Annotated in this window: 28 protein-coding genes and 1 pseudogene; 17 read left to right on the forward strand and 12 right to left on the reverse strand. The window is 70.9% G+C overall.

Annotated features, from left to right (window positions below; genetic code table 11):
- Positions 1-109: 109 nt before the first annotated feature.
- The 6 genes from AC3CH1_RS00620 (at position 110) to AC3CH1_RS00645 (ending at position 5,558) form a co-directional block, all read left to right on the forward strand.
- On the forward strand, positions 110-730 hold the full coding sequence (locus tag AC3CH1_RS00620; RefSeq protein ID WP_488461022.1) for a DinB family protein: 621 nt from the start codon (positions 110-112) through the stop codon (positions 728-730).
- A 100-nt stretch (positions 731-830) separates the two neighbouring features.
- Complete coding sequence (locus AC3CH1_RS00625; protein ID WP_488461023.1) at positions 831-1,664, forward strand: PP2C family protein-serine/threonine phosphatase; 834 nt, start codon at positions 831-833, stop codon at positions 1,662-1,664.
- Positions 1,665-1,726: 62 nt separating this feature from the next.
- Complete coding sequence (locus AC3CH1_RS00630) at positions 1,727-2,752, forward strand: MASE1 domain-containing protein (RefSeq protein WP_488462108.1); 1,026 nt, start codon at positions 1,727-1,729, stop codon at positions 2,750-2,752.
- 315 nt (positions 2,753-3,067) lie between these two features.
- Positions 3,068-3,262: an antitoxin gene (locus AC3CH1_RS00635; protein WP_488461024.1), complete on the forward strand. Its 195-nt coding sequence runs from the start codon at positions 3,068-3,070 to the stop codon at positions 3,260-3,262.
- A 278-nt stretch (positions 3,263-3,540) separates the two neighbouring features.
- The gene (locus AC3CH1_RS00640) at positions 3,541-5,151 is read left to right on the forward strand and encodes a sigma-70 family RNA polymerase sigma factor (RefSeq protein ID WP_488461025.1); all 1,611 of its coding nucleotides are present in this window, start codon (positions 3,541-3,543) and stop codon (positions 5,149-5,151) included.
- Between the two features lie 29 nt (positions 5,152-5,180).
- Complete coding sequence (locus AC3CH1_RS00645; RefSeq protein WP_488461026.1) at positions 5,181-5,558, forward strand: VOC family protein; 378 nt, start codon at positions 5,181-5,183, stop codon at positions 5,556-5,558.
- Between the two features lie 85 nt (positions 5,559-5,643).
- On the opposite strand, the gene AC3CH1_RS00650 is transcribed toward AC3CH1_RS00645, so the two are convergent.
- Both AC3CH1_RS00650 and ctaD read right to left on the reverse strand, forming a co-directional pair.
- Positions 5,644-5,985 (reverse strand): hypothetical protein, encoded by a 342-nt coding sequence (locus tag AC3CH1_RS00650; protein ID WP_488461027.1) that lies wholly within the window; start codon positions 5,983-5,985, stop codon positions 5,644-5,646.
- Positions 5,986-6,034: 49 nt separating this feature from the next.
- Positions 6,035-7,708: an aa3-type cytochrome oxidase subunit I gene (ctaD, locus tag AC3CH1_RS00655; protein ID WP_488462109.1), complete on the reverse strand. Its 1,674-nt coding sequence runs from the start codon at positions 7,706-7,708 to the stop codon at positions 6,035-6,037.
- A gap of 126 nt (positions 7,709-7,834) precedes the next feature.
- Between ctaD and AC3CH1_RS00660 the strand changes: the two genes are divergently transcribed.
- Positions 7,835-8,743, forward strand: a complete 909-nt coding sequence (locus AC3CH1_RS00660; RefSeq protein WP_488461028.1) for an NADPH-dependent F420 reductase — start codon at positions 7,835-7,837, stop codon at positions 8,741-8,743.
- 91 nt (positions 8,744-8,834) lie between these two features.
- Here the strand turns inward: AC3CH1_RS00660 and AC3CH1_RS00665 are convergent, their stop codons facing one another.
- The 3 genes from AC3CH1_RS00665 to AC3CH1_RS00675 are packed head-to-tail and all read right to left on the reverse strand — an operon-like array spanning position 8,835 to position 10,494.
- A complete protein-coding gene (locus tag AC3CH1_RS00665) occupies positions 8,835-9,173 on the reverse strand; it encodes an Asp23/Gls24 family envelope stress response protein (RefSeq protein ID WP_488461029.1) in 339 nt (112 codons plus the stop codon).
- Positions 9,170-9,916, reverse strand: coding sequence for a hypothetical protein (locus AC3CH1_RS00670; RefSeq protein ID WP_488461030.1), 747 nt, complete (start codon positions 9,914-9,916; stop codon positions 9,170-9,172). Before AC3CH1_RS00670 ends, AC3CH1_RS00665 begins: the two co-directional genes overlap by 4 nt.
- Positions 9,907-10,494 (reverse strand): RNA polymerase sigma factor, encoded by a 588-nt coding sequence (locus AC3CH1_RS00675; protein WP_488461031.1) that lies wholly within the window; start codon positions 10,492-10,494, stop codon positions 9,907-9,909. Before AC3CH1_RS00675 ends, AC3CH1_RS00670 begins: the two co-directional genes overlap by 10 nt.
- A gap of 307 nt (positions 10,495-10,801) precedes the next feature.
- On the opposite strand from AC3CH1_RS00675, the gene AC3CH1_RS00680 reads away from it, so the two are divergent.
- The 5 genes from AC3CH1_RS00680 (at position 10,802) to AC3CH1_RS00700 (ending at position 13,885) form a co-directional block, all read left to right on the forward strand.
- Positions 10,802-11,326, forward strand: a complete 525-nt coding sequence (locus AC3CH1_RS00680) for an Asp23/Gls24 family envelope stress response protein (RefSeq protein WP_488461032.1) — start codon at positions 10,802-10,804, stop codon at positions 11,324-11,326.
- A 4-nt stretch (positions 11,327-11,330) separates the two neighbouring features.
- Positions 11,331-11,558, forward strand: a complete 228-nt coding sequence (locus tag AC3CH1_RS00685; protein ID WP_274342700.1) for a hypothetical protein — start codon at positions 11,331-11,333, stop codon at positions 11,556-11,558.
- Complete coding sequence (locus tag AC3CH1_RS00690) at positions 11,555-12,568, forward strand: DUF6286 domain-containing protein (RefSeq protein ID WP_488461033.1); 1,014 nt, start codon at positions 11,555-11,557, stop codon at positions 12,566-12,568. The genes AC3CH1_RS00685 and AC3CH1_RS00690 overlap by 4 nt, the downstream gene beginning before the upstream one ends.
- Positions 12,569-12,572: 4 nt before the next feature.
- Entirely contained in the window at positions 12,573-13,163 is a 591-nt protein-coding gene (locus AC3CH1_RS00695; protein ID WP_488461034.1) for a hypothetical protein, read from the forward strand.
- A gap of 203 nt (positions 13,164-13,366) precedes the next feature.
- Positions 13,367-13,885, forward strand: coding sequence for an SRPBCC family protein (locus tag AC3CH1_RS00700; RefSeq protein ID WP_488461035.1), 519 nt, complete (start codon positions 13,367-13,369; stop codon positions 13,883-13,885).
- 250 nt (positions 13,886-14,135) lie between these two features.
- On the opposite strand, the gene AC3CH1_RS00705 is transcribed toward AC3CH1_RS00700, so the two are convergent.
- Positions 14,136-14,978 carry a pentapeptide repeat-containing protein gene (locus AC3CH1_RS00705; protein ID WP_488461036.1) on the reverse strand — a complete coding sequence of 281 codons (843 nt, stop codon included), beginning with the start codon at positions 14,976-14,978 and terminating at the stop codon, positions 14,136-14,138.
- 231 nt (positions 14,979-15,209) lie between these two features.
- On the opposite strand from AC3CH1_RS00705, the gene AC3CH1_RS00710 reads away from it, so the two are divergent.
- Positions 15,210-15,704 (forward strand): hypothetical protein, encoded by a 495-nt coding sequence (locus tag AC3CH1_RS00710; protein WP_488461037.1) that lies wholly within the window; start codon positions 15,210-15,212, stop codon positions 15,702-15,704.
- A 65-nt stretch (positions 15,705-15,769) separates the two neighbouring features.
- Positions 15,770-15,997 carry a hypothetical protein gene (locus AC3CH1_RS00715; protein WP_488461038.1) on the forward strand — a complete coding sequence of 76 codons (228 nt, stop codon included), beginning with the start codon at positions 15,770-15,772 and terminating at the stop codon, positions 15,995-15,997.
- Positions 15,998-16,042: 45 nt separating this feature from the next.
- On the opposite strand, the gene AC3CH1_RS00720 is transcribed toward AC3CH1_RS00715, so the two are convergent.
- The gene (locus AC3CH1_RS00720) at positions 16,043-17,146 is read right to left on the reverse strand and encodes an enoyl-CoA hydratase/isomerase family protein (protein ID WP_488461039.1); all 1,104 of its coding nucleotides are present in this window, start codon (positions 17,144-17,146) and stop codon (positions 16,043-16,045) included.
- A 239-nt stretch (positions 17,147-17,385) separates the two neighbouring features.
- Here AC3CH1_RS00720 and AC3CH1_RS00725 point away from each other — a divergent pair, with 239 nt between their 5' ends.
- Entirely contained in the window at positions 17,386-19,518 is a 2,133-nt protein-coding gene (locus AC3CH1_RS00725) for a SpoIIE family protein phosphatase (RefSeq protein ID WP_488461040.1), read from the forward strand.
- A 62-nt stretch (positions 19,519-19,580) separates the two neighbouring features.
- Here AC3CH1_RS00725 and AC3CH1_RS00730 read toward each other — a convergent pair whose 3' ends face one another.
- Entirely contained in the window at positions 19,581-20,231 is a 651-nt protein-coding gene (locus tag AC3CH1_RS00730; protein WP_488461041.1) for an LAETG motif-containing sortase-dependent surface protein, read from the reverse strand.
- Positions 20,232-20,479: 248 nt separating this feature from the next.
- On the opposite strand from AC3CH1_RS00730, the gene AC3CH1_RS00735 reads away from it, so the two are divergent.
- On the forward strand, positions 20,480-21,181 hold the full coding sequence (locus tag AC3CH1_RS00735; protein WP_488461042.1) for a histidine phosphatase family protein: 702 nt from the start codon (positions 20,480-20,482) through the stop codon (positions 21,179-21,181).
- A gap of 54 nt (positions 21,182-21,235) precedes the next feature.
- Here the strand turns inward: AC3CH1_RS00735 and AC3CH1_RS00740 are convergent, their stop codons facing one another.
- From AC3CH1_RS00740 to AC3CH1_RS00750, 3 genes are all read right to left on the reverse strand, one after another.
- Positions 21,236-21,724 (reverse strand): GNAT family N-acetyltransferase, encoded by a 489-nt coding sequence (locus AC3CH1_RS00740; protein ID WP_488461043.1) that lies wholly within the window; start codon positions 21,722-21,724, stop codon positions 21,236-21,238.
- A 39-nt stretch (positions 21,725-21,763) separates the two neighbouring features.
- Positions 21,764-22,903, reverse strand: coding sequence for a DUF6397 family protein (locus AC3CH1_RS00745; protein WP_488461044.1), 1,140 nt, complete (start codon positions 22,901-22,903; stop codon positions 21,764-21,766).
- A gap of 111 nt (positions 22,904-23,014) precedes the next feature.
- Positions 23,015-23,428, reverse strand: coding sequence for a roadblock/LC7 domain-containing protein (locus AC3CH1_RS00750; protein ID WP_047180336.1), 414 nt, complete (start codon positions 23,426-23,428; stop codon positions 23,015-23,017).
- A 140-nt stretch (positions 23,429-23,568) separates the two neighbouring features.
- Between AC3CH1_RS00750 and AC3CH1_RS00755 the strand changes: the two genes are divergently transcribed.
- Positions 23,569-23,997, forward strand: coding sequence for a PPOX class F420-dependent oxidoreductase (locus tag AC3CH1_RS00755; protein ID WP_488461045.1), 429 nt, complete (start codon positions 23,569-23,571; stop codon positions 23,995-23,997).
- 24 nt (positions 23,998-24,021) lie between these two features.
- Here the strand turns inward: AC3CH1_RS00755 and AC3CH1_RS00760 are convergent.
- Positions 24,022-24,437 (reverse strand): annotated as a pseudogene (locus tag AC3CH1_RS00760) (ATP-binding protein).
- Positions 24,438-24,484: the final 47 nt, after the last annotated feature.

The raw sequence follows: 24,484 nt of genomic DNA on the forward strand, positions 1-24,484 counted from the left end.
GAGGGTCCATCCGGCCAGTGCCCGCCTCGCCCCGCCGGCCCGGACGAGGGGGACGGCGGCCGCCGGAAATGGGCGCGCGCCCGCCCGGTCGCCGTGACACGCTCCATCGATGACCCTCCCACCGCGTCTGATCCCGCTGCTGGAGCAGTTCGACTTCGCCTGCGAGCGCCTCCTCGCCCGCTTGGCCGGTCCCGTCATGGACAGTGGCAACAGCGTCGACATCGGCGTCACCCCGCTCGGCGACGACGAACACCTCTGGGAACCCGTGCCCGACTGCTGGTCCGTACGCCGTCGCGGCGACACACCCGGGGCGCGGGCGACCGTTCTGGCGGGAGCCGGCGACTGGGGGCGGGACTCGGCGGACTCTCCGCATCCGTTCCCTCCGCCGTTCACCACCATCGCGTGGCGTCTGAGCCATCTCGCCGAAATGCTCACTCTCCGTGCCGACCACACCTGCGGCAGCAGGGCGCTCACGCGCGATGGCTACCACACTCCGGGGGACGCCGCCGGGGCGGTGGCCGCCTTCGAGACCGCGTCCGCCGCCTGGCGCGCAGCCCTGCTTACCGCGGACGACGTGGCCCTGGACACCGTCGGGTACAGCACGTATCCGAACGGCAGCGACGCCGAGGACCCCTTCGTCGACATCGTCTGGTGGGTCAACCAGGAGGTGCTGCACCACGGTGCCGAGATCGCCCTGCTCCGCGATCTGTACCGCGTCGGGCAGTCCTGAGCGGAGCCTCGGGGGCCGCGAGTACGCGGGAGCGCCCGCAGTCGCCGCTCAGGGGTGCCCGCCATATGATTCAGGGACATAACGCACCGCGGAGCGGCACATGAACCGGCGTCGGACTCCCCGCTCAGCTAGCGCCGAAGACCTGCTCAACACCTTGCAGAACCTCACCGCCCGCGCTCGGCGCGAGGTGGAGTTCCACCAGGCCAGGGTGGAACTCGCGCAGGCCCTCCAGCGCGACATGCTTCCGGCGGCTCTTCCCGCGGTCTCCGGTCTCCAGTCGGCGGCACGCTACGCGCCCGCCCGTCACGGTCTGGACATCGGCGGCGACTGGTACGACGGTTTCCCGCTCGCGGACGGGGCCCTCGGCTTCGCCATCGGCGACGTACAGGGGCACGATGTCGAGGCCGCCGCCTTCATGGGGCAGGTCCGTATCGCGATGCGGGCCATCGCGGGCACGGCGTCCGATCCGGGCGAGATCCTCGGCCGGACGAACGATCTGCTGGTGTCCGTGGACTCGGGCCTCTTCGCGACCTGTACGTTCATGCGTCTGGACCCGACGACCTGGGAACTGCACAGTGCGCGGGCCGGGCACGTGGCGTGTGTGTGGGCCACCACGGAAGGGCGGTCCGGCGTCACGGAGGACCCGGGCGGCCTGCCGTTGGGCATCGAGCCGGGCGAGGCCTATCCCGTCACCCGGCGCACCCTCGACTCCGACGGGGCGATCGTGCTGCTCACCGACGGAGTCGTCGAGGGGCCGTCGCTGCTGATCGAGGACGGCCTGGAGCGAGTACGGCAGCTGGTCGCCGCGCACGTCGGGGCGGGCGCGGCGCAGCTGGCCGACGAGGTCCTGCGCGCGACGGAGGAGACGGGGCACGAGGACGACGCCGCCGTACTGGTCCTGCGGCATGCCGCCGCCGGCCGCGGGCCGCGGTGACGCCGGACCGTACCGCGCGTGTCACCTGCCGAGTCCCATCGCGGCCGGTGTCTGATGAGCGGGTGATCCGCACCGAGGAAGCCAGACGTCGGGCCGCGTACGTGGCGCAGATCCTGGGCGTGGCAGGCGCCTATTACCTGTCGGCGCATCTCGGGCTGATGCGGCAGGTCGTCGTGGACGGCGCGGTCGTCACACCCCTGTGGCCGTCCACCGGCATCGCCCTGGCCGCACTGCTGTGCCTGGGCGTCCGCGTCTGGCCGGGCATCGCGCTGGGCGCGCTGCTCGCAGTCCTCGAGACCGGCGATGCGTTCACCGTGAGCAGTCTGGCCATCATGTTCGGCAACACGGTCGCCCCGCTCGCCTCGTACGCCCTGTTGCGGAGGGTTGGCTTCCGCAGTGAGCTGGTCCGGCTGCGGGACGGGGTCTGCCTGGTCTTCCTCGGCGCGTTCGCGGGGATGCTGATCAGCGCCGCCATCGGGAGTTTCACGCTGCTGCTCGACGGCAAGGTCCCGCCGGGACGGTTCTGGCTGGTCGGGGCGTCCTGGTGGGCGGGGGACGCGATGGGGGTCCTGGTCGTCACCCCCGTGCTGCTGGTCCTGCGCGGGGTGCGGTGGCCCCGTCCGTCCGACCGGTGGCTGGAGGCGTCGGTCCTCGCGGTCGTCGTGGTCGTGTCGTCGCTGATCGCTACGCGCAGTTCGCTGTCGATGATCTATGTGGTGTTCCCGGTGATCATCTGGGCGGCCCTGCGCTTCCAGTTGCCCGGCAGCGCCCCGTGCGCCATGGTCGTCTCGGTGCTCGCCATCATCGCCGGTACGGATGGAGTGGGGCCGTTCGCGGGGCACAGCCTGATGGAGATCATGGCCAATCTCTCCCTGCTCAACGGAAGCGTCGCGCTCACCGGGCTGCTGCTCGGGGCCGTCGTCGCGGAGCACAAGAACATCCGGCGCGAGACGGAGTACGCCGTCGAGGAGCTGGAGGCCCTGGTCGAGCAGTTGGCACCGCTGTCGGGGCCCGCCGCGACGCGGTACGAGGACAGGGAACGGCGGCACGGCCCGCTCGACGGTGGCCCCCGCCCGGACCACCGGTAGCGCGTGGTACGCACCGGTGCCTCGAAGGGCGGTGAACGCCGACGGTCAGTACGGCAGGGGGCGGCCGGACGGGGTGCGCAGATCCAACGGCGGCGGCCCCGTAGGGGGCGGGGGACGACGGACGACAACTCGGATGCGGCCCATTGCCACCACCTCCTCCTGGTCAACCGGTATGTGCCCAGTCGGCGCGGCTTCACACTTCCCGGCCGCCCCCGTCCCACCTGTCGGCGTCCTCGTCGTCCCTCGGCGCGGATGCGGGCGGTGCCCGGTGCGGTGACCCTTGAGAGGGGGGTGCAGAGTCGACGAGGAGGACGCATGTCCGCACTGGACAAGATCAAGAAGATGCTCAAGGGCCACGAAGAGCAGGTCGGCAAGGGCATCGACAAGGCCGGCGACATGGTCGACGGCCGTACGAAGGGCAAGTACAAGGGTCACGTCGACACCGGTCAGGACAGGCTCAAGCAGCAGTTCGGAGCGGACCGCGACCAGGACGGGCCGCCCCGCGCCTGAGCCCCCCGCCGGTGACCGGGAAGGCCGCCGTCCTTCGGCCGCCGTCCGGCCCGCGCACCGGGCCGTGTCACGGAATGCGATCCGTGGCACGGCCCGGTGCGCGGAGTACGTCGTGCCCCCGCGCACACTGACCCACGGGTCCCGAACGAGACCCGTGGCGGAGGGCGGCGGCGAAGATCCCCGGGGTTGCCCGCCGGATTCTTGTTATCGTCCCGCCCGCACCCCGTCTCCCGAGTGTGGGAAGTGACAGCACCGGACCCCGGAAGAGTGAGTACAGCATGGGCAAGGATCACTGGACGGTCTTGATCGCGGCGGCGCGGAGCGGCGACCAGCAGGCCAAGGACCAGCTCGTCTCGGCGTACCTGCCGCTGCTGTACAACGTCGTCGGACGTGCGCTGGACGGTCATGCGGACGTGGACGACGTGGTGCAGGAGACCGTGCTGCGCATGCTCCGGGGCCTGCCCGACCTGCGCGACCCGGAGCGTTTCCGTTCCTGGCTGGTGGCGATAGCCATGAACGAGATACGCACGCACTGGCGTGACAGGCAGTCCGGTGCGATACCGGCGGACCGGCTGGACGCCGCGTACGACCTGCCGGATCCCCGGGCGGACTTCGTCGAGGTGACGATCCTGGAGCTGGGCCTGACCGGCCAGCGTCGCCAGGTAGCGGAGGCGACACGCTGGCTGGACGAGGACGACCGGGCCCTGCTGTCGCTGTGGTGGCTGGAGACCGCCGGGCACCTGTCCCGTGCCGAGGTCGCCGCGGCCCTCGAACTCTCCCCGCAGCACACCGCCGTACGGGTGCAGCGGATGAAGGCCCAGCTGGAGGCGGCGAGGGTCGTGGTGGGCGCGCTGGCGGCCGAACCGCCGTGCGTGCTGCTGGAGGACATCGCCATGGGCTGGGACGGCGTCCCCTCCGCCCCGTGGCGCAAGCGGCTGGCCCGCCACGCCCGCGAATGCACAGTGTGCTCGGGGCACCGCTCGGGGCTTGTTCCTGCCGAAGGGCTGTTGGTGGGCCTCGGACTCGTCCCGGTGGCCGCGGCGGGAGCGGGGGCCGCTCCGGAGCTGCTCACCATGGCTGCGCGACTCCAGGTGCCCGGTCCTGGCTCGCACGGCGCCGGGGCGGGACGCGCGGAGCGCAGACGGGTGCAGGCCCGACGACGCCGTCGCAACTCAGCCATAGCCGCCGTGGTCGCGGTCGCCGCGCTCGGCACGGGCGGTGCGGCGGTGCACCTCTACACCGACGCCGACGACCGGGACGCGACGACCGTCACCGCCGACGCTCCGGCCCCCCGCTCCCAGGCGCCCACCCCGGCCTCACCGACGTCGTCCCCGTCTTCCTCGGCCTCCGCGTCCCCGTCGCCCAGCGCCTCCCCGACGCCGAGTCCCTCGCGTACTCCCAAGGCCAAGCCGGAGAAGAGCACCCCGGCACCACCCGCGCCCACCACCACCGCCCCGGCCCCGAAGCCGGACCCGCCGGCGCCCGCACCTCCCGCACCGCCCGCACCGGCGGGAACAGCGGGTCAGGTCACCGATCTGGTCAACGCGGAGCGGGCCAAGGAGGGCTGCGGTCCGGTGACCGTCAACGATCAGCTCAACACAGCCGCGCAACGGCACTCCGCCGATATGGAGGCCAAGGACTACTTCTCGCACACCTCGCAGGACGGCAGGGATCCAGGCGACCGGATCAGCGCCGCTGGCTATCGGTGGTCCACCTACGGCGAGAACATCGCCAAGGGCCAGCAGACCCCGGCCGACGTGATGCGGTCCTGGATGGACAGCCCGGGACACCGCGCGAACATCCTCAACTGTTCCTTCAAGGAGATCGGCGTCGGCAAGCAGAACTCGGGCGGCGGTCCGGTGTGGACCCAGGTGTTCGGGGCCCGCTGAGCCCGCCGGGCAGCCCTTAGGATGCCGCCATGATCGCTCAAGTGGAGTGCGTGGCACTGGACTGCCCGGACCCGAAGGAACTGGCCGGCTTCTACGCGTCATTGCTCGGGGGCGAGGTCGACCGGGCCGACGGGAGATGGGCGTGCGGCGCGGACTGGTCCACGCTGCACACACCCGGTGGACTCGTCCTCGCCTTTCAGCGGGTGGCCGACCACAGGCCGCCCGGCTGGCCCGGCCAGGACCCGCCCCAGCAGTTCCACCTGGACTTCGGCGTCACCGACCAGGAACGGGCGCACGAGGTGGTTCTGGCGTGCGGGGGGGCCCTGCTCGACGCCGGGGACGAAGCGCGCGGGTGGCGTGTGTACGCCGACCCCGCCGGGCACCCCTTCTGCCTGGTACGGCACTGACCGTTCCGGCACCGCTCGCGCGTCCGGGCCCGTCCGGTGCGGCCGCCGACCGGCCGCACCGGAGCCCGGCGGGATCCCTCCGGGCTCAGCGCAGGACCAACATCAGCGCCGTGCCGACGCAGATCGCCGCGCCCACCGCGCCGGCCGAGACGGCGACGCAGCGGGCCCGGAGCCGGACGTAACGCCCGGTGTACTCCTCGCGCAATTCGTCCGCGCGGTCCCGGATGCGGGTGAGCGACTCCCGGGAAGCGGCGACGCGTTCGGTGATGAACACCCGCTCGACGTCCTCACGCTGTGCTGTGGTCAACCAGGGCAACCGGTCGGTGAAGCGGCGCGCCTGTCGTCGCGCCCTCTCGACTTCGGCGTTCCACAGCAGAAAGCCTTCCAGTTGCGCCAGGCCCCGGGCGCAGTCCTCATCGGGTTTCACCCCGTCCTCCTCTCCCACCCCGCCGCTTCGTCAAGGTCGTGGGTCGCATTCACTCCTGCCGGTCCCCGGGGGCGACGATCGTGGAGTCCTGGGGGCGGTTGGTGGCTTCCTGTAGAGAGCGGACCGCCGGGTGGTGCAGGTCGAACGCCGGGGATTCGGAACGGATCCGCGGCAGGGTGACGAAGTTGTGCCGCGGCGGTGGGCAGGAAGTGGCCCATTCCAGGGACCGGCCGTAGCCCCACGGGTCGTCGACCTCGACCTTCCTGCCGTACTTGGCGGTCTTCCAGATGTTGTAGAAGAACGGCAGGATCGACAGGCCCAGCAGGAAGGAGGAAATGGTGGAGATCGTGTTCAGCGCGGTGAAGCCGTCGGCGTCGAGGTAGTCCGCGTAACGACGCGGCATGCCCTCCGCGCCGAGCCAGTGCTGAACGAGGAACGTCCCGTGAAATCCGACGAAGAGGGTCCAGAACGTCATCTTCCCGAGCCGTTCGTCCAGCATCTTCCCGGTGAACTTCGGCCACCAGAAATGGAATCCGGCGAACATCGCGAAGACCACGGTGCCGAATACCACGTAGTGGAAGTGGGCGACGACGAAGTACGAGTCGGAGACGTGGAAGTCCAGAGGTGGTGAGGCGAGAATGATTCCGGTCAGACCGCCGAACAGGAAGGTGACCAGAAAACCGACGGCCCAGAGCATCGGGGTCTCCATGGAGAGCGATCCCTTCCACATGGTGCCGATCCAGTTGAAGAATTTTACGCCTGTCGGCACAGCGATGAGGAAGGTCATGAAGGAGAAGAACGGCAGCAGCACACCGCCCGTGACGAACATGTGGTGCGCCCACACGGTCGCGGACAGGCCTGCGATGGCGATGGTGGCCGCGACCAGGCCGATATAGCCGAAGACCGGCTTGCGGCTGAAGACCGGGAAGATCTCTGTGACGATGCCGAAGAACGGCAGGGCGATGATGTAGACCTCGGGGTGGCCGAAGAACCAGAACAGGTGCTGCCACAGCAGGGCGCCGCCATTGGCCGCGTCGAAGACATGCGCACCGAACTTGCGGTCGGCCTCCAGCGCCAGCAGGGCCGCGGCGAGGACCGGGAAGGCCAGCAGGACCAGCACACCGGTCAGCAGGACGTTCCAGGTGAAGATCGGCATGCGGAACATCGTCATGCCGGGTGCGCGCATGCAGATGATCGTGGTGATGAAGTTGACCGAGCCGAGGATCGTGCCGAAGCCGGAGAAGGCCAGACCCATGATCCACATGTCGGCGCCGATACCCGGAGAGCGCACCGCGTCGTTGAGCGGGGAGTAGGCGAACCAGCCGAAGTCGGCCGCACCCTGCGGGGTGAGGAAGCCGGCCACCGCGATGAGCGAGCCGAAGAGGTACAGCCAGTACGCGAACATGTTCAGCCGCGGGAACGCCACGTCGGGCGCGCCGATCTGCAGCGGCATGATCCAGTTCGCGAATCCGGCGAACAGCGGCGTCGCGAACATCAGCAGCATGATCGTGCCGTGCATCGTGAACGCCTGGTTGAACTGCTCGTTCGAGATCAGCTGGATACCGGGCCGGGCCAGCTCGGCTCGCATCACCAACGCCAGGAGCCCGCCCACGCAGAAGAACGCGAAGGAGGTGACGAGGTAGAGCGTGCCGATGGTCTTGTGGTCCGTGGTGGTCATCCACTTGATGACCACGTTGCCGGGTTCGCCGCGCCGTACCGGCATTTCGTCCTGGTCGGCGGTATCGGTCTCCACCGGTTGCGAGATGCCCCTCGTCGTCACTACGACGCTCCTTCGGTCGACGGCCCGTGTGGACTCGGCGACCAGAATGGACCCACGGAGATCGGTGCGGTGGGACATCCTTCCCCGTCCGGGGCGAGCGGCCGACAAGGACACTCAAATGGCCTAGGCCGAACCCTTCCTCCGCCCTCGGCCGGCACAACCGCAACCCGGCATGAACGTCCGGGAACGGATCGAATATTCCCTCGCAGGCAGAGGAATAGCGTCTCCGGCACCGGAGTTGGTGAAGCGACAGAATCACTTCTCTCCCCCACTCCTGTTCACTCTTCTCCACTCGGCAAGCTTCGGAAGGTCGGATCCATGAAGATCGGCATCATCGGCGCGGGCAACATCGGCGGCAACCTGACGCGACGTCTCACCGCCCTGGGGCATGAGGTCGCGGTCGCCAACTCCCGCGGCCCCCAGACGCTTACCGCCCTCGCCGAAGAGACCGGGGCGAAGCCGGTGCCCGCGTCGGAGGCCGCGCGGGGCGCCCAGGTGGTCGTCGTCACCGTGCCGCTGAAGGCCGTGCCCGACCTGCCCGCCGGATTCCTCGACGGTGCGTCGGAGGGCGTCGCGGTCATCGACACGGGCAACTACTACCCGCAGCAGCGCGACGGCCGCATCGCCGCCATCGAGGACGGGCTGCCCGAGAGCCGGTGGACGGAGCAGCAGATCGGTCACCCCGTGATCAAGGCGTTCAACGGCACGTACGCCCAGGACATCCTGGACCGGGGCCGCCCGCAGGGCACTCCGGGCCGACAGGCTCTCCCTGTGGCGGGCGACGACCCGAAGGCCAAACAGGCGGTACGCGACCTCATCGACGAGTTGGGCTTCGACACCGTCGACAGCGGCGGCCTGGACGAATCCTGGCGCCAGCAGCCCGGCACGCCGGTGTACGGCAGTCAGGGCGACGTCGAGGCCATCGTGAAGGCCCTCTCGGAAGCATCGCAGGAGCGCACCGCGGAGTGGCGCGCCTGATACCGGGCGTCACGCTGATGGGAGGACCGGGCGACCACTTCGGCCGGGCGGGAAACGGACGCACCCGCCCGGCCGGAGCGCCGGCCGCCCCTCAGACGACGCCCGTCACAGTGATCCGCAGCGAGACCACCGGCTCCTCCGGCAGCACGGCGCCGACCGCGGCCTGCACGGCCCTGGTGACGTCAAGCGCCCGGTGACCACGGCACAGGACGAACCGGACGTCGATGTGCCAGCCGCCGCCCTCGTCCCGGCCGACCCTCACTCCCGGTGTCCTGTTCCCAGTCAGTGGGGCGAGGCGCGGGGTGTGCTCGGCGATCCGGGTGCGTAGCAGGTCCGCCATGCCGGGGCGCAGGAACGCGACGCCGCGCACGCCGCGAGCGGCCTCGGCGGCAGCCCCGGCCACCCGGTCCCGGCGTGTGTCCGCGGTCATCGCGTTGCTCCCGTCCCGTGTCCTTCGGCCCGGCCGTCCGTGTGACCGCCGATAACCGTACCGTCATCTCCGTCGCCGTCGCTGTGCACACGGTGGCCGGCGTCCTCGTAGAAGACGTCGAGAGTGTCGGCCGGGTCGAGGATGTCGACAACGAGAACGTCGGTGGTCGCGAGGCGGATACCGATGTCCCGGTCGGCGACCTCGGCGACCCGCGCGCGCACGGCGTCGGCCAGGTCCCGCATGGGCAGGCCGAGACTCGCCGCCACCTCGACCCGAATGTGCAGCTCTCCGGTGGGGTCCGCCGGGTCGAGTGGGGCGATACGGCAGCTCCCGGCCCGCACCCCGGGCAGGCTGTCGACCGCCGCCCGCAGTATCCGTGCGACCGCGGACTCGACCATCCAGTGGTCCTCCCCCGGCTCTCCCAGCGGCAGTGACCGTCCTGGACGCAGTTCGAGCCGTACGAGGTCCATGACCCGAGCCGTTATGACCGTGGTGTCCGGTGTGCCGGGCTCCTGCTCACAGGTGCGGCGTACCGCGTCGCCAAGGCCTGTGAGGTCGGCCAGGGCGGCCGAGCAGAAGGTGCATTCGGCGAAGTGCGGGTCCTCCGCCGAGCGGCCGGTGTCCCAGGCCTCCCAGACGTCGGTGAGCAGGCGCCCGCAACCGAGCCGCTCATCCTCCTCCTCGTATCGGCTCTGCTCGTGCCGGCTCTCCTTCGGCCGGTCCGGATTGGCGCTCATCGCCATGCGCTCATCGCCTCCGTCAAGGAGCGGCGGGCCCGGAAGACCCGGCCGCGGACCGCCTGCAGACTGATTCCGACCGTTCCCGCGATGCTCTCGTACGACAGTCCCTGCATCTCACGCAGCACCCAGCACACGCGCTGTTCGGGTGAGAGTCCCGCCATCGCCTCGGCCAGCGCGTCGACGGCTGCCCTCGACTCCACCGCACGGGCAGGGGACGCCTGGTGCTCGGGGGCTGCCTGCTCGGGCACCGAGTCGAGGTCCGCCGCCGGTCTGCGAGCTCTGAGCCGGTTGAGGCAGCGGTTGGTGACGATGCGGTAGAGCCATGTGTGGAAGGAGGCGTCCCGGCGGAACTCCGGGAGTTTTCGCCAGGCGCTCACGAAGGCGTCCTGCACGGCGTCCTCAGCGTCCGCCCGGTCGCCGAGAACGCGCATCGCCAGTTGCAACATCACGGGGCTGTGCCTGCGCACGAGCACCTCGAAGGCCTCCTCGTCCCCCTCTCCTGCCCTCACCACCAGCAGTGCCTCGTCGGACGGCGCGGCGTCCGGCGCGCGCTCCGTCAGCTGATTCCCGTCGCCGGGCACGGACCAACTCCTTCCCCGCTCATTTCCACGACGCCTGCTCCTGCTTCCGTACGCGTCCGGCACACGACCCCGCACGCGTCTCTACACGTGCCCTCGTGACCGCTTCTCGTCGTTGGACACACCGCGAGGCCGAACGTCACGCGCTCTCGCGCTTTTGTCTGCACCGCACGGTGTGCCGTCGCCCGACGCTCCGTGGGCCGTCGTCCCGCTTCCGGGAAATATCCGCGAACCCGCGTGACGAATCGGCGCACAGCGTGTCCAACGAGATGTCAGGCAGAACGAGCCGAGCGAGACGCTAGGAGTTTCCATGACCACCATCCAGCCAGCAGCGACCGTTCCCCCCGCGGGAGCCGCTTCGCGGACGGGCACGACGAAGCAGGGCGGCTCGGCGGGCGGGACCACCACGGTCGGCAGCGGGGCCACCGGGGCAGCCGAGCCGGCGGCGACGCGAGGCCGCACCTCCATCGCGGACACCGTCGTCGTGAAGATCGCGGGGATGGCGGCCCGCGAGATCCCCGGCGTCCACGACATGGGCGGCGGCCTCTCCCGTACCCTCGGCGCGGTCCGCGACCGGGTGCCGGGCGGCCGGCCGAACGTCGGGCGGGGAGTCAAGGTCGAGGTGGGCGAGCGCCAGACCGCCATCGACCTGGACCTTGTCGTCGAGTACGGGGTCGCGATCACCGATGTGGCGCACGACGTCCGCGAGAATGTCATCGCGGCGGTGGAGCGCACCACGGGCCTTGAGGTCGTCGAGGTCAATGTGACGGTCAACGACGTGCATCTGCCCGAGGACGACGAAGAGGCCGTCTCGTCCGAGACGCGCGTGGCGTGACGACGTGACGCGGAAGATGGACGCGTCCGGCCCGGCGGGTGGTGCACCGGGCCGGGGTGCCTACGGGGCGGCGGCGGGCATGGCGCTGGGGTTCGCGGGCTGGTTCGGCGGGTTCGGTGCCTTCCTCGTGGTCGCGTCGCTCGGCGCGGTGGGCTGGTTCGCCGGACACCTCGTGGACCGGGGCACCAGCCTCCGCGAGTTCCTGGACACGGTGGCCGGGCGGCGGCCATGACGATCCCCGCCGCCGGGCGTGGTACGACGACGGTGGCTCCCCGCGCCGTCCGGCGGATCGCCGAGCGGGCGGCGGCCGAGGCGCTGCCCGACGGCGGCGCGGTGACCCGCGGTTCGGCTTCGGTGCGCGGCACGTCCGCGCGGGTCACGGTCGGCGTCCGGCTGCCGTATCCGATACGGGCGGACGAGGCGGCCGAGCGGATCCGGGAGCGGGCACGGACCCGGACAGCGGCCCTGACAGGTCTGTCCGTTCCGCACGCGGACATCCGGATCGATGCGCTCTCGGTGATTCCGCTGCGGCCCGCCCGGGGCCCCTCGGACGATGCGCCCTGCCGGGCAGACGATGCGGCGCGCTCGGCGGAGCACGCCGTACGGAGGGGTGGCCCAGGCGGCCGGATCCGGGCTCAGCGCCGGATTCCCGCAGCGCTGACGGCGGCCGTCCTAGCCACCATCTGTGCGCTGCTCCTGGTGGACGTCGTCGCGGTGCGGCTCGGCGGCACGCCCGCCGCCTGGCGGACCTGGCTGGTCGAGTGGGCGTCGACGCACGGCCCGGCGGACACGGCGGTCCGGGTCGGCGGGGTGCTGACCGCGCTGACCGGCGCATGGCTATTGGGGTGCACCCTGATCCCAGGGTATCGGCGCGGGCTGACGATGGCCGCGCCCGCGCCGCGACTGCGGGCGACGCTCGACCGGTCGGCCGTCGCCCGGGTCGTCCACGACCGGACCGCAGCCGTAGCCGGAGTGGTTCGGGTCCGGGTGAGTGTGCGGCGGCGACGCGTAAAAGTGCTGGCAGAAGTGGGCTACGGCGGCCCGGAGCAGGTGCGGGCCGAAGTGGTCCGAGTCGTCGGAGCGTCTCTGCCGGGGCTGGGCCTGGCTCGGGCTCCCGTGCTGCGGGTCGGGATCCGGCTCCGGCGTGACCGGCCCGAGCCTCGGCCGTCCATCGAGGAGCCGACGCAATCCGCAGCCGCTGGGACAGTGGCTCCGGCTCCGGCTGAACAGAGAGAGGCGTGAAGGGATGTCGGTAATCAGGCGTGGCGCGGTCAACCGGTCGCTGCTCGGTGCCGCCGGGCTGGTCCTGGTCGTCTGCGGCGGCTGGCTGGCCGTGGGCGACGGTTCGGGGTGGGTCCCGGTGGTGGGCCGTGTCCCGCACTGGTGGCCGACGCCCGCGCCGGACGGGGTGTTGCTGGACCGCGGATTGACTGCACGGTTCCGGAAGGAGAGTTGGTGGAGTCCTGCGCTCATCGCCGGGCTCGCCCTCGTTCTGGCGCTGTTGGTGTGGTGGTTGGCCCGTCAGGCACTGTCGGGCAGGAGCCGATGGTCGGCGCTGCCACGGAGCGGTCCGGTGTTGCGCAGGCGTGCGTGGGAACGGGCTATGACCACTCAGGTGGTGGCGTTCGACGACGTGGTGCGCGCCCGCGTGCGTCTGGTGGGCCGACCGCTACGGGCGGTGGTGACGGTGGTCGTGGAGCCCAGTGCCCGGCCGGCACAGATCGTGCGGTCCGTGGCCGAGGTCATCGCGGACGCCCGTGACAGCGGCGGCGTGCAGAGTCTGTCGGCCGACATACGGGTCCGGGTGGCGAACCGGCGGGAGCGCCGAACGCGTTGAACCGCCGCGACCCCCGTGCCGGGTCGCGCCACGATGATCCGGCCGCCGCCCACGGTTGTGCGTGGCGGCGCCCCGGAGCTGCTCCCACCCGCACCCCCCACGGAATCTACTCACGAGTAAGGTATGGGCTCCGGGATGTCGGCCCACGGCCCGTACGGCACCCGGGCGTGGCCCGTCGACGGCCGTGGACAAGGAGTCTCACCGTGCCCCGCATCATGTCCGTAGCAGACAGCATCGTCATCGACGCCAGCCCGGCGCAGATCTATGAACAGCTCAGCGACCCCACGGCGATGGGGCGTTGGAGCCCGGAGAACCGTGGCGCCACCGTGCACGGCGAGCGGCGCGTTGCATACGTCGGCATGGTCTTCGAGGGTCGGAACAAGCGCGGTGCTGCGCGCTGGACGACACGGTGCACAGTGACCGCGGCCGACCCCGGCGAGCGCTTCACCTTCCGGGTGCATGCGATCGGTCTGCGGCGGCCTCTGCTCCCGGGGCCGATCGCCACGTGGGACTACCATTTCGAGGCAGTGGACGGCGCGACCCGGGTCACCGAGACCTGGACCGACGACCGGCGTCGCTGGCCTGACTTCCTCGCCAACGCGTTCGACCGCGTCGCGACGGGCGGGAAGACCTTCGCGCAGTTCCAGGGCGGCAACATCCGCACGACGCTGGAGCGTCTCAAGGCAGCACTCGAGGCAGACGCCAGGGGCGCCGAAAGCTAAAGGCTGGTCCGCAATGCCAGGGCGGGCGTACGACGGCAACTACGGCACCTCGCCTCATTGTCGGAACGTCCCCATACATCCAGTATGCGGACGTCCCTCACCACGACCGGCAACCGGTCAGCAAGACCGACCACTGCTCGTCAGACAGATCCCCTCGGTCCACACCGAGATCATCACGCCACGTGGCGAGGGAAACTACCCGCTTTCAGACCACGGCCAGGCGGGCCAGACGGTCAGGTGGACCCGGTGGTCAGGCGGCCCAGTGCGGAGGGCGGCTCAGAGACGTGGGAAGTGCTGTCTTCGCGTTGCCCGTGGCGGCGTTGAGCTGGGCCTGGGTGAGGAACAGGCTTCCCGTGAGGTCGGCGTCCGAGAGATCGGCGTCACGGAAGTCCGCACCGATGAGGTCGGCCAGACGGAGGTCGGCTCCGGTGAGATCGGCGGCGATCAGGTAGGCCCCACGGAGGTCCGCCGCGCGCAGGTCGGCTCCGCGCAGACGGGCTCCGATGAGGTCGGCACCGCGGTGGTTGCGCTTCTTGCGGCGGGGCGCGGCGGCCCGGACGAGTTCGCTGGTGCGCAGGAGCAGCCCGGCGACCCGATCGCGGTGACCGGCGATGTCCAGTTCCGCGAAGTCGACGGCCGGCCGTGCCGTGTGCCGTTCCGTCTCTTCGAGGGCCCGGCGGATCTCGCCCTGCAGGGGACGTGCGCCCGGCAGAGCGAGGGCCTCGGTGAGATACCACAGCAGTTCGTGGAGCTGACGCATGACCGGGAACACCTGGAACATCTGCGCGGCGAGGTCCGGGGACGAACGCCAGTCACGCCCGCCGTAGGTCACCTGGGAGACCTGTTGGCCGGCGCCGAAGCAGTCGTACACGGTGCAGCCGGAGAAGCCCTTCGGCCGCAGCCGGGTGTGGATGCCGCAGCGGAAGTCGTCCTGAAGGTTGGGGCAGGGCCGCCCGGCGTCCTTGTCGATGGCGAAGTCCGCAGAGGCCGTCAGTGTGAGGGCGACGCAGCACAGAGCGAAACAGTTCGCGCAGTCCGCACGCAGAGACTCCCGCCCGTTGTCGGGCACGGCGGTCGGTTCGTTGTCGGGCACGGTCGGCGGGTCCTCGCGTGAATGGTGCTGCGGAAAGAACGGGTGCAGAGCACACGAGTCTACCGAGGGGCCGGGAGGCGCCACTCCCGTCGGACCTGTCGCTCTGTTCAGCGCTGTCGGCCACAGCACCCGTCGACCACTGCGCCTCCCCGGGGATACCGCCGGTCGCCGCCGGTGCAGACTGGGCACGGTACGGATCAGCGAGGGGGCACCTGGACAGCGAGGGGGCACATGAGCACCGAGGAGAGCAACGGATTCGAGCCCGCGACCGGCGACGGACCACCGGCCGCCGAACCCGCGGCGGCACGGGCCGCCTCGGTGCGGACCGCGTTCGAGGGACTGCTGCAGATCCGTCGGCTCACCGGCGCCGGGCGGCCCGACCCCGTGGCCGCGCCAGCTCCGTGGGAAGTGAACCGCCCGGTCAGGGCGATCGCGTTGGCTCTGGAGAGGTCGGGGGCCACGCCTTCGGCCGTCGACCCGTCTGGACGGCGTGTGTCGGCCGGATACCGGGTGAGCGGCGGGGAGTCGCCAGGTTCGGTACGGGTCGAGTGGACCGGACCGCCGGGCAGCGGCGCCGCTCATGACGAGGAGGAGGCGCTGGTCGGCTGCGCTTCGGCCTTGCGGGATCTGGGCTGGACGGTCCTGCTCTACCGAGGGCCCCGCAGACGGCGTTACCTGGAGGTGGAACCGCCGAGCGGGTTGTCCGGCGAGCGCGGCCGGGCCTGAGGCGGCGCTGTCAGACCCATGGGGGATGCTTGACGGCCCGACAGCTCTGAGGAGGAGGAGCCGAGATGGACCACGACGAGCTCGCCGCGGCGCAGGCGTACGTCCGACTGCTGGAAGCTACCCGGGCAGCGCTCGCTGACCCCGAGGACGCACCGGTCTACCTGCCGCTACTCACCTCTCCGATGCGGGAGGCCGACCATGCCCTGCGCAGCGCGGGGCTGACGGGCAACGAGGACCGGCTGTTCGCTCTCGTTCGGGCACTGCAGCCGAGCCTCTCCGGCAGCGACAGATAGGCCGGGCGGGGGGCGGCGCCCGGCCTGGCCCCCGCCGGTCCGGTCCTAATCGGCCTGTCCCTCGTTGACGGGGACGCCCGTGGGTCCCGGAGCGAGTCCGAGCTCCTGTTCACCGGGGCCGAGAGGTGCGAAGAACCGGGCGACCTCCCGGTCGTCGACCTCGGCGAGGGAGCCCGGCTTCCACTGCGGTGCGTTGTCCTTGTCGATGATCCGGGCTCGCACCCCCTCCACGAAATCAGGGTGTTCGAACGCCCGGCTGGAGACGCGGAACTCCTGGTCGAGCACGGCCTCCAGGCTGTCGAGCCGGGCTGCGCGGCGGATGGCGGCGAGCGTCACCTTGAGCGCGAGCGGCGACTTGGTCAGAAGTTCGTCCGCCGCCGCTTCCGCCGCGGGAACACCGCTCTCGCGCAGGCGGCGGAGGATCTCCTCCACGCTGTCCGCCGCGTAGCAACCGTCGATCCAGTCGCGTTGCGCTGCGAGCTCGCCGAGCGGCGGCTCGGTGGCGAACCGCTGCACGATGCCCGCCACCGACTGGTCCTGGTCGGCCGACTCTCCCAGCGCCTCGGTCAGGGCAGGCAGGAGGCCGGCAGGGATGTGATGATCGGCCAGACCGCAGAGTAGGGCGTCGGCCGCCCCGACGGATCGGCCGGTGAGCGCCAGATGGGTGCCCAGTTCGCCGGGGGCGGTGGCCAGCAGGCGGGTGCCCCCGACATCGGGCACGAAGCCGATCGCGGTCTCGGGCATGGCGACGCGTGAACGTTCGGTGACGACACGGATTCCGGAGTGTGCGGACACCCCGACTCCTCCGCCCATCACGATGCCGTCCATCAGTGCGACGTACGGTTTGGGGAATCGGGCGATGCGGGCATTGAGGCGGTACTCGTCACGCCAGAACTCAAGGGACGCACGTCCCGAGGCCCGTGCGTCGTCGTGCAGGGCACGGATGTCACCACCGGCGCACAGGCCCCGGTCGCCGGCCCCGGACAGCAGTACCGATGCGATCGATTCGTCCTGCTCGGCGCGGGACAGGGCCTCGTCGAGAAGCCGCACCATGGTGTGGCTGAGAGCGTTGAGCGCCCGGGGGCGGTTCAGTGTGAGGTGCAGGCATGTGCCCCTCTTCTCCAGCAGGACGGGCCGGTCGTCGTTCATGCGTGCGCTCCGCTCGCTGAGCTCGTGGACACGTGGGACGCCCTCCATGGTCGCCGACGGCCTTCGGCTGCCGCCCCGCGCCCCCCGGACCGGGACGGGAGCGGGAATGCGGGCGTGTGGGGTCCGGGCGTGAGGGTTCGCGGGCGAGCCGCTGTGGCACTCCGATGGATGCGGCTCGACAATTGAGGCCTACGAGGTCCGCCGACGTGCGGCCCCGCCGGACGACCTCCGGAGCTGGCATGACCGACGACGAACGGCGGCAGGACGCCGAGGCCTCTCCGCTCCGCCGGATCGACCGGAAGACCAATGGTGAGATCCGGCCGACGGAACGCCTCGCCATGAATCGGACCGGCAGCTTCGACTGGGACCTGGACACACGGACCCTGGACATCGACGAGGCCGGGCTGATGGTGTTCGGCGTGGATCCTGCGACATTCGACGCGCGCCCGGGCGCCCTGCTGGAGCACCTGGAACCGGCGGAGCGGGCCCGGCTCGACGTCACGATCGACGAGGCCATCACCGGCGGCAGTAATTCCTACAGCGTCCACTTCCGTGTGCCGCTGGACGACGGGACCACCCAGTGGACCCATGTCCAGGCCCGCATTCTGCGATCGAAGGACGGGAAGGCGCACCGGATCGTGGGCGTCGTCCGGGACGCGACAGCGGAGGTCACCCATTCGGCCTTCGTTCTCGATCTGGAAAAGCGGCGGCAGCGCCAGACAAATATCGTTGAACGAACAACGAGCGCCATGTCCCGTGCGGTGACCGTGGACGACGTGACGGCAGCCCTCACCGGACCCGGCGGGTTGGCCCGGCTCGGCGCCGACGGCCTCGCGCTGGGGCTCGTGGAGAATGCCGCGCTGAACATCGTCGCGCTGAGCGGCGAGTCGCTCGAGGTGCTCGACGGACTCGGCTCCGGTGATCTCGACCGCAACCTCCCCCTCGCGGACACGATCCGCAGCGGACGCCCCCGGTTCATCACCTCCCTCTCCGCGCTGGCCCGTCGCTACCCGGAACTGGAGCCGCATCTCGGGAAGCTGAGGTTCAGGGCGGCGGCGTATCTGCCGCTGGTGGCCCAGGCCCGGTCGCTCGGTGGTCTGGCCCTCTTCTACCGCGAGCGCACGGTCTTCAACGCGGACGAGCGCATTCTGTGCCTGGGCCTCGCCGCCATCGTGGCCCAGTCCCTGCAACGAGCGATGCTCTTCGACGAGGAGCGGGAGTTCGCCACCCAACTCCAGTCCGCGATGCTCCCGCCCCGGATTCAGGATGTCGAGGGCGGCGAGATCGCGGTCCGGTACCACGCGGCGTGGAGCGGCCGACAGGTCGGCGGCGACTGGTACGACGTGATCACCCTGCCCAAGCACCGTTACGGACTGGTCGTGGGGGACGTACAAGGACACGACACCCACGCGGCCGCGATCATGGGCCAGTTGCGCATCGCCCTGCGCGCGTACGCCGGCGAGGGGCACCCGCCGGCCACCGTGCTGGCGCGGGCCTCGCGCTTCCTCTCCGAACTGGACACCGACCGTTTCGCCACTTGCACCTACGCCCAGGTCGACCTGGCGTCCGGAGCGGTGCAGGTGGTACGGGCCGGGCACCTCGGTCCGTTGATCCGCCACCTCGACGGGCGGGTCGGCAGCCCACAGGTGCGCGGCGGGCTACCGCTGGGCATCTCCACGGACCTCCAGGACGAGGAGTACCCGGAGACCCGGCTGGACCTGGTGCCCGGTGAGACGTTCGTCCTGTACACGGACGGGCTGGTGGAGGAGCCCGGAGCCGACCTCGACACCGGGATCGACGCGCTGCGCAACGAGGTGAGCGCCGGACCCGCCGGGGCCGAGTCGCTGGCCGATCACCTGTCGGAACGGCTGTGGGAACGGTGGGGGGCGGGGGACGATGTGGCACTCCTCGTCCTGCGCCGAAGCCCCGACGTGGGGTCGTCGCACGCGCCGCGACTGCACCAGTACATTCACCAGGCGGACCCGGAAGGGCTATCGGACGCCCGCGCGATCGTGCGCCAGGCCCTCGCCGACTGGGACATGGCCGAGTTCGCCGACGATGCCGAGCTCGTCACGGGCGAGTTGTTGGTGAACGTGCTCCTGCACACCGAGGGCGGGGCTGTTCTGACGCTGGAGGTGCTGCCCGAACCGGTGCGGCGGATCCGGCTGTCGGTCCAGGACCGGTCCAGCGCCTGGCCCCGTCGGCGCACGCCGGGTGAGACGTCCACCTCGGGCCGGGGGCTGCTCCTGCTCGACGCGGTCGCCACGCGCTGGGGCATCGAACCGAGGGGCGAGGGCAAGGCCGTCTGGTGCGAGATCGGCCCCGCTCCCCCGCCGGCCACCACACCGCCCCGGACGGTCGCGGAACGGTGACGGACGGAAAGGGGTGTGCCGCACCACCGCGGTGGTGCGGCACACCCCTCGCCCTTGGAGCGTCAGTTCTGGGCGGTACGCCGCTTGCGGACGGCCCACAGGATGCCGCCACCGGCCAGCAGCACCGCGACGGCGGCGCCACCGATGACCGGCGTCGACGACGACGAGCCGGTCTCGGCCAGGTCCGGCGAGCTCGGGCTCGGGGCGGGCACGGCGGGCGCGGACTCCGAAGGCTGCTCACTGGGGGTGGCACTCGGCTCGGGCGTCCCGGTGGACGGCGTCTCCGACGGGGTCGGCTCGCCCGGGACCGACTCGGTCGGGGTCGGGGTCGGCGGCGTGGGGCTCGGCTCCTCGTCGCACACCTCCGCCGTCTTCGTCTGGTCGATGGAGTGCTTGCCTTCGCCGTCGGCGTCCTTGACGACCAGTCGGACGGTCACCGGCTCGTCGTGCTCGGGAAGCGTCAGCTTCTTGTGGAACTCACGGCCGAACGTCTCGGTGGGCAGCAGGCCCTCGCCGTCCACCGTCACGGTCACCGTGTTGGGGACGTCGCTCGTGTAGTTGGTGAGGTCAAGAGTCACCTCGGAGCAGGTCACGGCCCAGGTGGGGGTGTGAGCCGCGGCCGGACCGGCGGAGATGACGCCTCCGGTCAGACCGACGACCGCAGCGGCCACGAGTGCTCCCGCGCCACGCCACGATCTCCTGGGTATGGTCATGGATTCTTCCTCCAGATACGTCTCATCGCCCGAATGGCGATGGGGCGCACAGTACTGCCATCGTCCAGGAACGGCGTCGTCGCCCCCATGCGTGAACCCACGTGCCAACTCCGGGCATAGCCAGGCTACTTCCGGCAAAACGGGCGGGCCCCCCATCGTGCTGCCCTCCGGTCCGGCCCAATGAGAGGATGGACGGAGCACCTATCTGCCGCCACCTGTGCGCCTGAGTCTGGAGCATGACCCCTTCCATGCGATTGCTGCTGATCCGTCACGGCCAGACTCCGTCCAATGTCGGCCACTTCCTGGACACCGCCCGGCCCGGTCCTGGCCTCACCGACCTCGGACTGCGTCAGGCGGCCGCCCTCCCCGAGGCGCTCGCCGAGGAGGACATCGCCTCCTTGTACGCCTCCACCCTGACCCGTACGCAACTCACGGCCGCACCCCTCGCCGCGGAGCGCGGCATCGAGGTCCAGATCCGCGACGGAATCCGCGAACTTTCGGCCGGTGACCTGGAGATGCGGGCCGACGAGGAGGCGGTCCGGCAGTACCTGACGACCGCCTTCGCCTGGTCCGCCGGGGACATCGCCCGCCGGATGCCCGGGGGCGAGAGCGGGACGGAGGCGCTGGCCCGCTTCGACGCCGTGGTGGACGAGGCAGCGCGCGCCGGGGAGCGCGGGACCGTGGCGCTCGTCAGTCATGGTGCCGCGATCCGCGTGTGGACGGCTGCCCGCGCACGGAACGTCACTGTCGGGTTCGCCGCCGAACACAGCCTGGAGAACACGGGCGTAGTGGTGGTCGAGGGCTCGCCGTACTCGGGATGGACGGCTCTCTCCTGGGCCGGGGCCGTCGTCCCGGGGGCCACCGCGAGCGGCCCGGCGGACGCCGGCCCGGCGGGCCGTACACTGCCGGGCCCGGAGCTGGGACCTGCAGCCGATCATCCCTTCGGCTGATCGTCGCGCTCACACCCGCCGATGAGAAGCGGGGCCCTGCGAAGACGCTCGCCGTCACAGCGCCTTGTGCATGATGTGCAGCCCCACATAGCCCTCGGTCGGGTGGTTGAAGCCCTCCGGAAGGGTTCCGATCACCTCGAAGCCGATCGAGCGGTACAGCTTGACGGCGTGAGTGTTGGTCTCGACCACCGCGTTGAACTGCATGGCCCGATAACCCTCGGCGCGAGCCCAGCGGACCGAGTACTCGCACAGCGCGCGCCCCACTCCCCGGCCGGAGTGAGCGGGGTCGACCATGTACGTGGCGCTGGCTATGTGCGCTCCGTTGCCCATGTGGTTGCGATTCATCTTTGCCGTGCCGAGCACGGTCCCCGCATCGTCCACGGCGACGACCACCCGGCTCGGCGCTGCGACGAACCACCATCCCTCGGCGTCCTCCTCACCGAGATCGAGTGGATAGGTGAGCGTCTCGCCCGCGGAGACGATCGAATGGAAGAACGGCCAGATGGCAGGCCAGTCCTCGGAGGTTGCTTCCCTGATCAACATGCGGACAGCATGGCCCATCCGAACGATCGGCGCGAACACCTATCCGGCTCCGCGCCCACGCCATCCCAGCCTTGCGAGCAGCCCCTTTCCGGTCGGCACACTGGCCGGGGCGCAGCCTGACGCCCCGGCGGCGGGCAACGGAGCCGGCTCGGCGGCGGATTCCGCGAGCGCGGTCACGGTACGGAAGTCGGCGCCGGCCCGGACGGCGGGCGCCGCTCGGGTTGCGCCGTCGTCCCCGGGGCGCGGGGCCGGCCGGTCCTCGCGTGCCCCGTCCAGCTCCAGCGTCAGGTTGACCCGCCGCCAGAGGATCTCGTCGGGGTCATCGGCCAGCATCAGCTCCCCCATGGCCTCCCTCGCCGCCATGGAGCCCGGGCGTCCGAAGACCGGCTCCGGCCGGACGCGCACGAGATAGGCGCGTTCATAGGGGTCGTCCACCACTTCCGCCAGCTGCACGGGGTCCAGTGCCGTTGCCTCGACCGCCGTTCGCACCCACGGGTCCCTCGTGCGGTTCAGCAGCCGGTCGATGCGCTGCGAGCGCCAGTTGCGCGGCCGCCAGTCGACGCCCGACTCGAGCAGCGAGCGCATCCCCAACGGCGTTCGTCCGGCCAGCAGGTCGGGTTCCCTGGCCGCGAAGGCGGCGAGCTCGTCCGCGAGGTAGAGCCAGACCACCGCGCGATACCGGTTCAGATAGAACGTGACCGGTGAGACGCATCCTGCCCGGGCGAGCCGGGTGAACCGCGCCGGGGCGATGCCCAACAGGGCCGCTCCTTCCGCTGTTCCGACGGTGCGGACCCGCTCCGCCAGGCCATCGGGAAAGCCCGGCTGCTCCCGCAGGCGCGCGATCTCCTCCTCGTGCACCCGCGGCCGCCCACCACCCGGTGCGCCGACGACGGCGATCAGCCCGAGGTGTACCGCGAGCTCGAACTCCGCCCGCCGGATGCCCAGCTCCTGGGCCGCGCGCCCGGCCGCAACCGTCGCCGCCGGGGCGGCGGACGCGGTTCGCCCGCCCTCGCCCTCCACCTCCGTGCCGGCGTCCTCGGGAAGGGAATCGCCCCGGACGCTCGTGCCGATGACCCGTGTGCCCCGCGTCCTGGCCCGCGCGGCCTGGGCCCTGGTATCGGCCCCGGTGTCCGTCCCCTGGGTCCCGGCGTGTGCTCGGAACGCTTCCTTGACCGTCATGACTCTGTCCTCCCCCGTCGGCTCAATTACTCTCCGTGATTACGGTAGCCCGAGGAAGCCATCGCCCGTCACCCCTGTGGATAACTCTTCTTCGGCGATGATAAGTGCAGGTCAGAAGGGTTCAATGTCTTCGGGTCCGCCCTGACGAACGGAGACTCCGAGGTGTTCGCCGACCCGGTTGACGAGCAGGGTCATCTCGTAGGCGACCTGGCCGACATCGGCTTCGGCCGCGGTCAGCACGCACAGACAGCTGCCGTCGCCAGCGGCCGTCACGAAGAGCAGGGCCTCGTCGAACTCGACCATGGTCTGACGCGCCCGGCCCGCCCGGAAGTGGCGCCCCGAGCCGCGCGCCAGGCTCTGCAGACCTGAGGAGACCGCCGCCAGGTGTTCCGCGTCCTCCCGGGCGAGCCCGGTGCTGGCCCCGGTGACCAGTCCGTCGTTCGACAGCACCAAGGCGTGCCGTATGAATTGCACCCTGCTGGTGAGATCGTCAAGGAGCCAGTCAAGTCCCCGGTCAAGCGGCATGTGCTCGTCCTCCCCGTACCCTCGTTCCCCGTGCCCCGCTACGCGCGTAAGCCTCGCGCAACGGCCCCGCGGGGGCAAGCGCCCCTCTCCTCCGGGGGCGCCGCTTCGCGCCATGCGGGGATCGGGCTCAGGATGGGTCCATGGCACACCACATGACCGAAGAAGAATGGCGGGCCTTCCTCTCGAAGGGCACGCGCACGGCGAAGGTTTCGACGGTGCGGGCCGACGGCAGTCCGCACGTCGCCCCCGTCTGGTTCCTTCTCGACGGCGACTCGGTGGTCTTCAACACCGGCGAGGAGAGCGTGAAGGGGCGCAACCTCGCACGCGACGGGCGGGTCTCCCTCTGCGTCGACGACGACCGGCCTCCGTACGCGTTCGCGGTGGTGCAGGGGCATGCCGAGCTGAGCACGGACCCCGGGGAACTGCTGCGGTGGGCGACGCTGATCGCCCACCGTTACGTGGAGGCCGACGCCGCCGAGGAGTTCGGCCGACGCAACGGCGTGCCCGGCGAACTGGTCGTACGGGTGCGGATCGACAAGGTGGTCGCGATGGCGGACATGGTCGACTGACGGACTGGCCGCGATGCCGGGCCGTCAGCCGACGGAGGCGAGGAGCCAGAGGTTGTGCATGGGCCCGGCGTACTCGACCGTACGGATCAGGACTTCTTTTCCGGGACCTGTTCGGCACGCCGGGACAGGAACGCTTCCGGTTCCTCTGGGACGAGCTGTGCGAGGGCGCCCGCGCGGCGATCGCGCTCGCGGCCCCCAGCGTCTCGGTGGAGCGTCAGGCCGGAGTGGACGGTGATACGGCCGAAATCCATCGCTACGGTAGGGGTGGCCTTCCGCTCCACCTCGTCGGTGCCGTCCTGGCACCACCCACCCTCACTCAGCGTCTCCTCGGAGTACAGCGGGCGGTTCTCGCTGACCGAGCAGACCAGGGTTGTCGTCCCGGCGCCGAAGCCGCCCGTGACCATGATCTTCGGGGTGAGCGCGATGTCCTCGCCGATCATGTTCCTGCCCAGGCTCTCGGGGGTGCGGGTGCTCCGGTGGCGGCACG

It is taken from the genome of Streptomyces sp. MGP-P1 (assembly GCF_057766565.1).

Coding starts and splice junctions, on each gene's coding strand:
- AC3CH1_RS00620 (WP_488461022.1), top strand. CDS start 110: ATGACCCTCCCACCGCGTCTGATCCCGCTGCTGGAGCAGTTCGACTTC.
- AC3CH1_RS00625 (WP_488461023.1), top strand. CDS start 831: ATGAACCGGCGTCGGACTCCCCGCTCAGCTAGCGCCGAAGACCTGCTC.
- AC3CH1_RS00635 (WP_488461024.1), top strand. CDS start 3,068: ATGTCCGCACTGGACAAGATCAAGAAGATGCTCAAGGGCCACGAAGAG.
- AC3CH1_RS00640 (WP_488461025.1), top strand. CDS start 3,541: ATGGGCAAGGATCACTGGACGGTCTTGATCGCGGCGGCGCGGAGCGGC.
- AC3CH1_RS00645 (WP_488461026.1), top strand. CDS start 5,181: ATGATCGCTCAAGTGGAGTGCGTGGCACTGGACTGCCCGGACCCGAAG.
- ctaD (WP_488462109.1), bottom strand. CDS start 7,708: ATGCCGGTACGGCGCGGCGAACCCGGCAACGTGGTCATCAAGTGGATG.
- AC3CH1_RS00665 (WP_488461029.1), bottom strand. CDS start 9,173: ATGACCGCGGACACACGCCGGGACCGGGTGGCCGGGGCTGCCGCCGAG.
- AC3CH1_RS00670 (WP_488461030.1), bottom strand. CDS start 9,916: ATGGCGATGAGCGCCAATCCGGACCGGCCGAAGGAGAGCCGGCACGAG.
- AC3CH1_RS00680 (WP_488461032.1), top strand. CDS start 10,802: ATGACCACCATCCAGCCAGCAGCGACCGTTCCCCCCGCGGGAGCCGCT.
- AC3CH1_RS00690 (WP_488461033.1), top strand. CDS start 11,555: ATGACGATCCCCGCCGCCGGGCGTGGTACGACGACGGTGGCTCCCCGC.
- AC3CH1_RS00695 (WP_488461034.1), top strand. CDS start 12,573: ATGTCGGTAATCAGGCGTGGCGCGGTCAACCGGTCGCTGCTCGGTGCC.
- AC3CH1_RS00710 (WP_488461037.1), top strand. CDS start 15,210: ATGAGCACCGAGGAGAGCAACGGATTCGAGCCCGCGACCGGCGACGGA.
- AC3CH1_RS00715 (WP_488461038.1), top strand. CDS start 15,770: ATGGACCACGACGAGCTCGCCGCGGCGCAGGCGTACGTCCGACTGCTG.
- AC3CH1_RS00720 (WP_488461039.1), bottom strand. CDS start 17,146: ATGAACGACGACCGGCCCGTCCTGCTGGAGAAGAGGGGCACATGCCTG.
- AC3CH1_RS00725 (WP_488461040.1), top strand. CDS start 17,386: ATGACCGACGACGAACGGCGGCAGGACGCCGAGGCCTCTCCGCTCCGC.
- AC3CH1_RS00730 (WP_488461041.1), bottom strand. CDS start 20,231: ATGACCATACCCAGGAGATCGTGGCGTGGCGCGGGAGCACTCGTGGCC.
- AC3CH1_RS00735 (WP_488461042.1), top strand. CDS start 20,480: ATGCGATTGCTGCTGATCCGTCACGGCCAGACTCCGTCCAATGTCGGC.
- AC3CH1_RS00740 (WP_488461043.1), bottom strand. CDS start 21,724: ATGTTGATCAGGGAAGCAACCTCCGAGGACTGGCCTGCCATCTGGCCG.
- AC3CH1_RS00745 (WP_488461044.1), bottom strand. CDS start 22,903: ATGACGGTCAAGGAAGCGTTCCGAGCACACGCCGGGACCCAGGGGACG.
- AC3CH1_RS00750 (WP_047180336.1), bottom strand. CDS start 23,428: ATGCCGCTTGACCGGGGACTTGACTGGCTCCTTGACGATCTCACCAGC.
- AC3CH1_RS00755 (WP_488461045.1), top strand. CDS start 23,569: ATGGCACACCACATGACCGAAGAAGAATGGCGGGCCTTCCTCTCGAAG.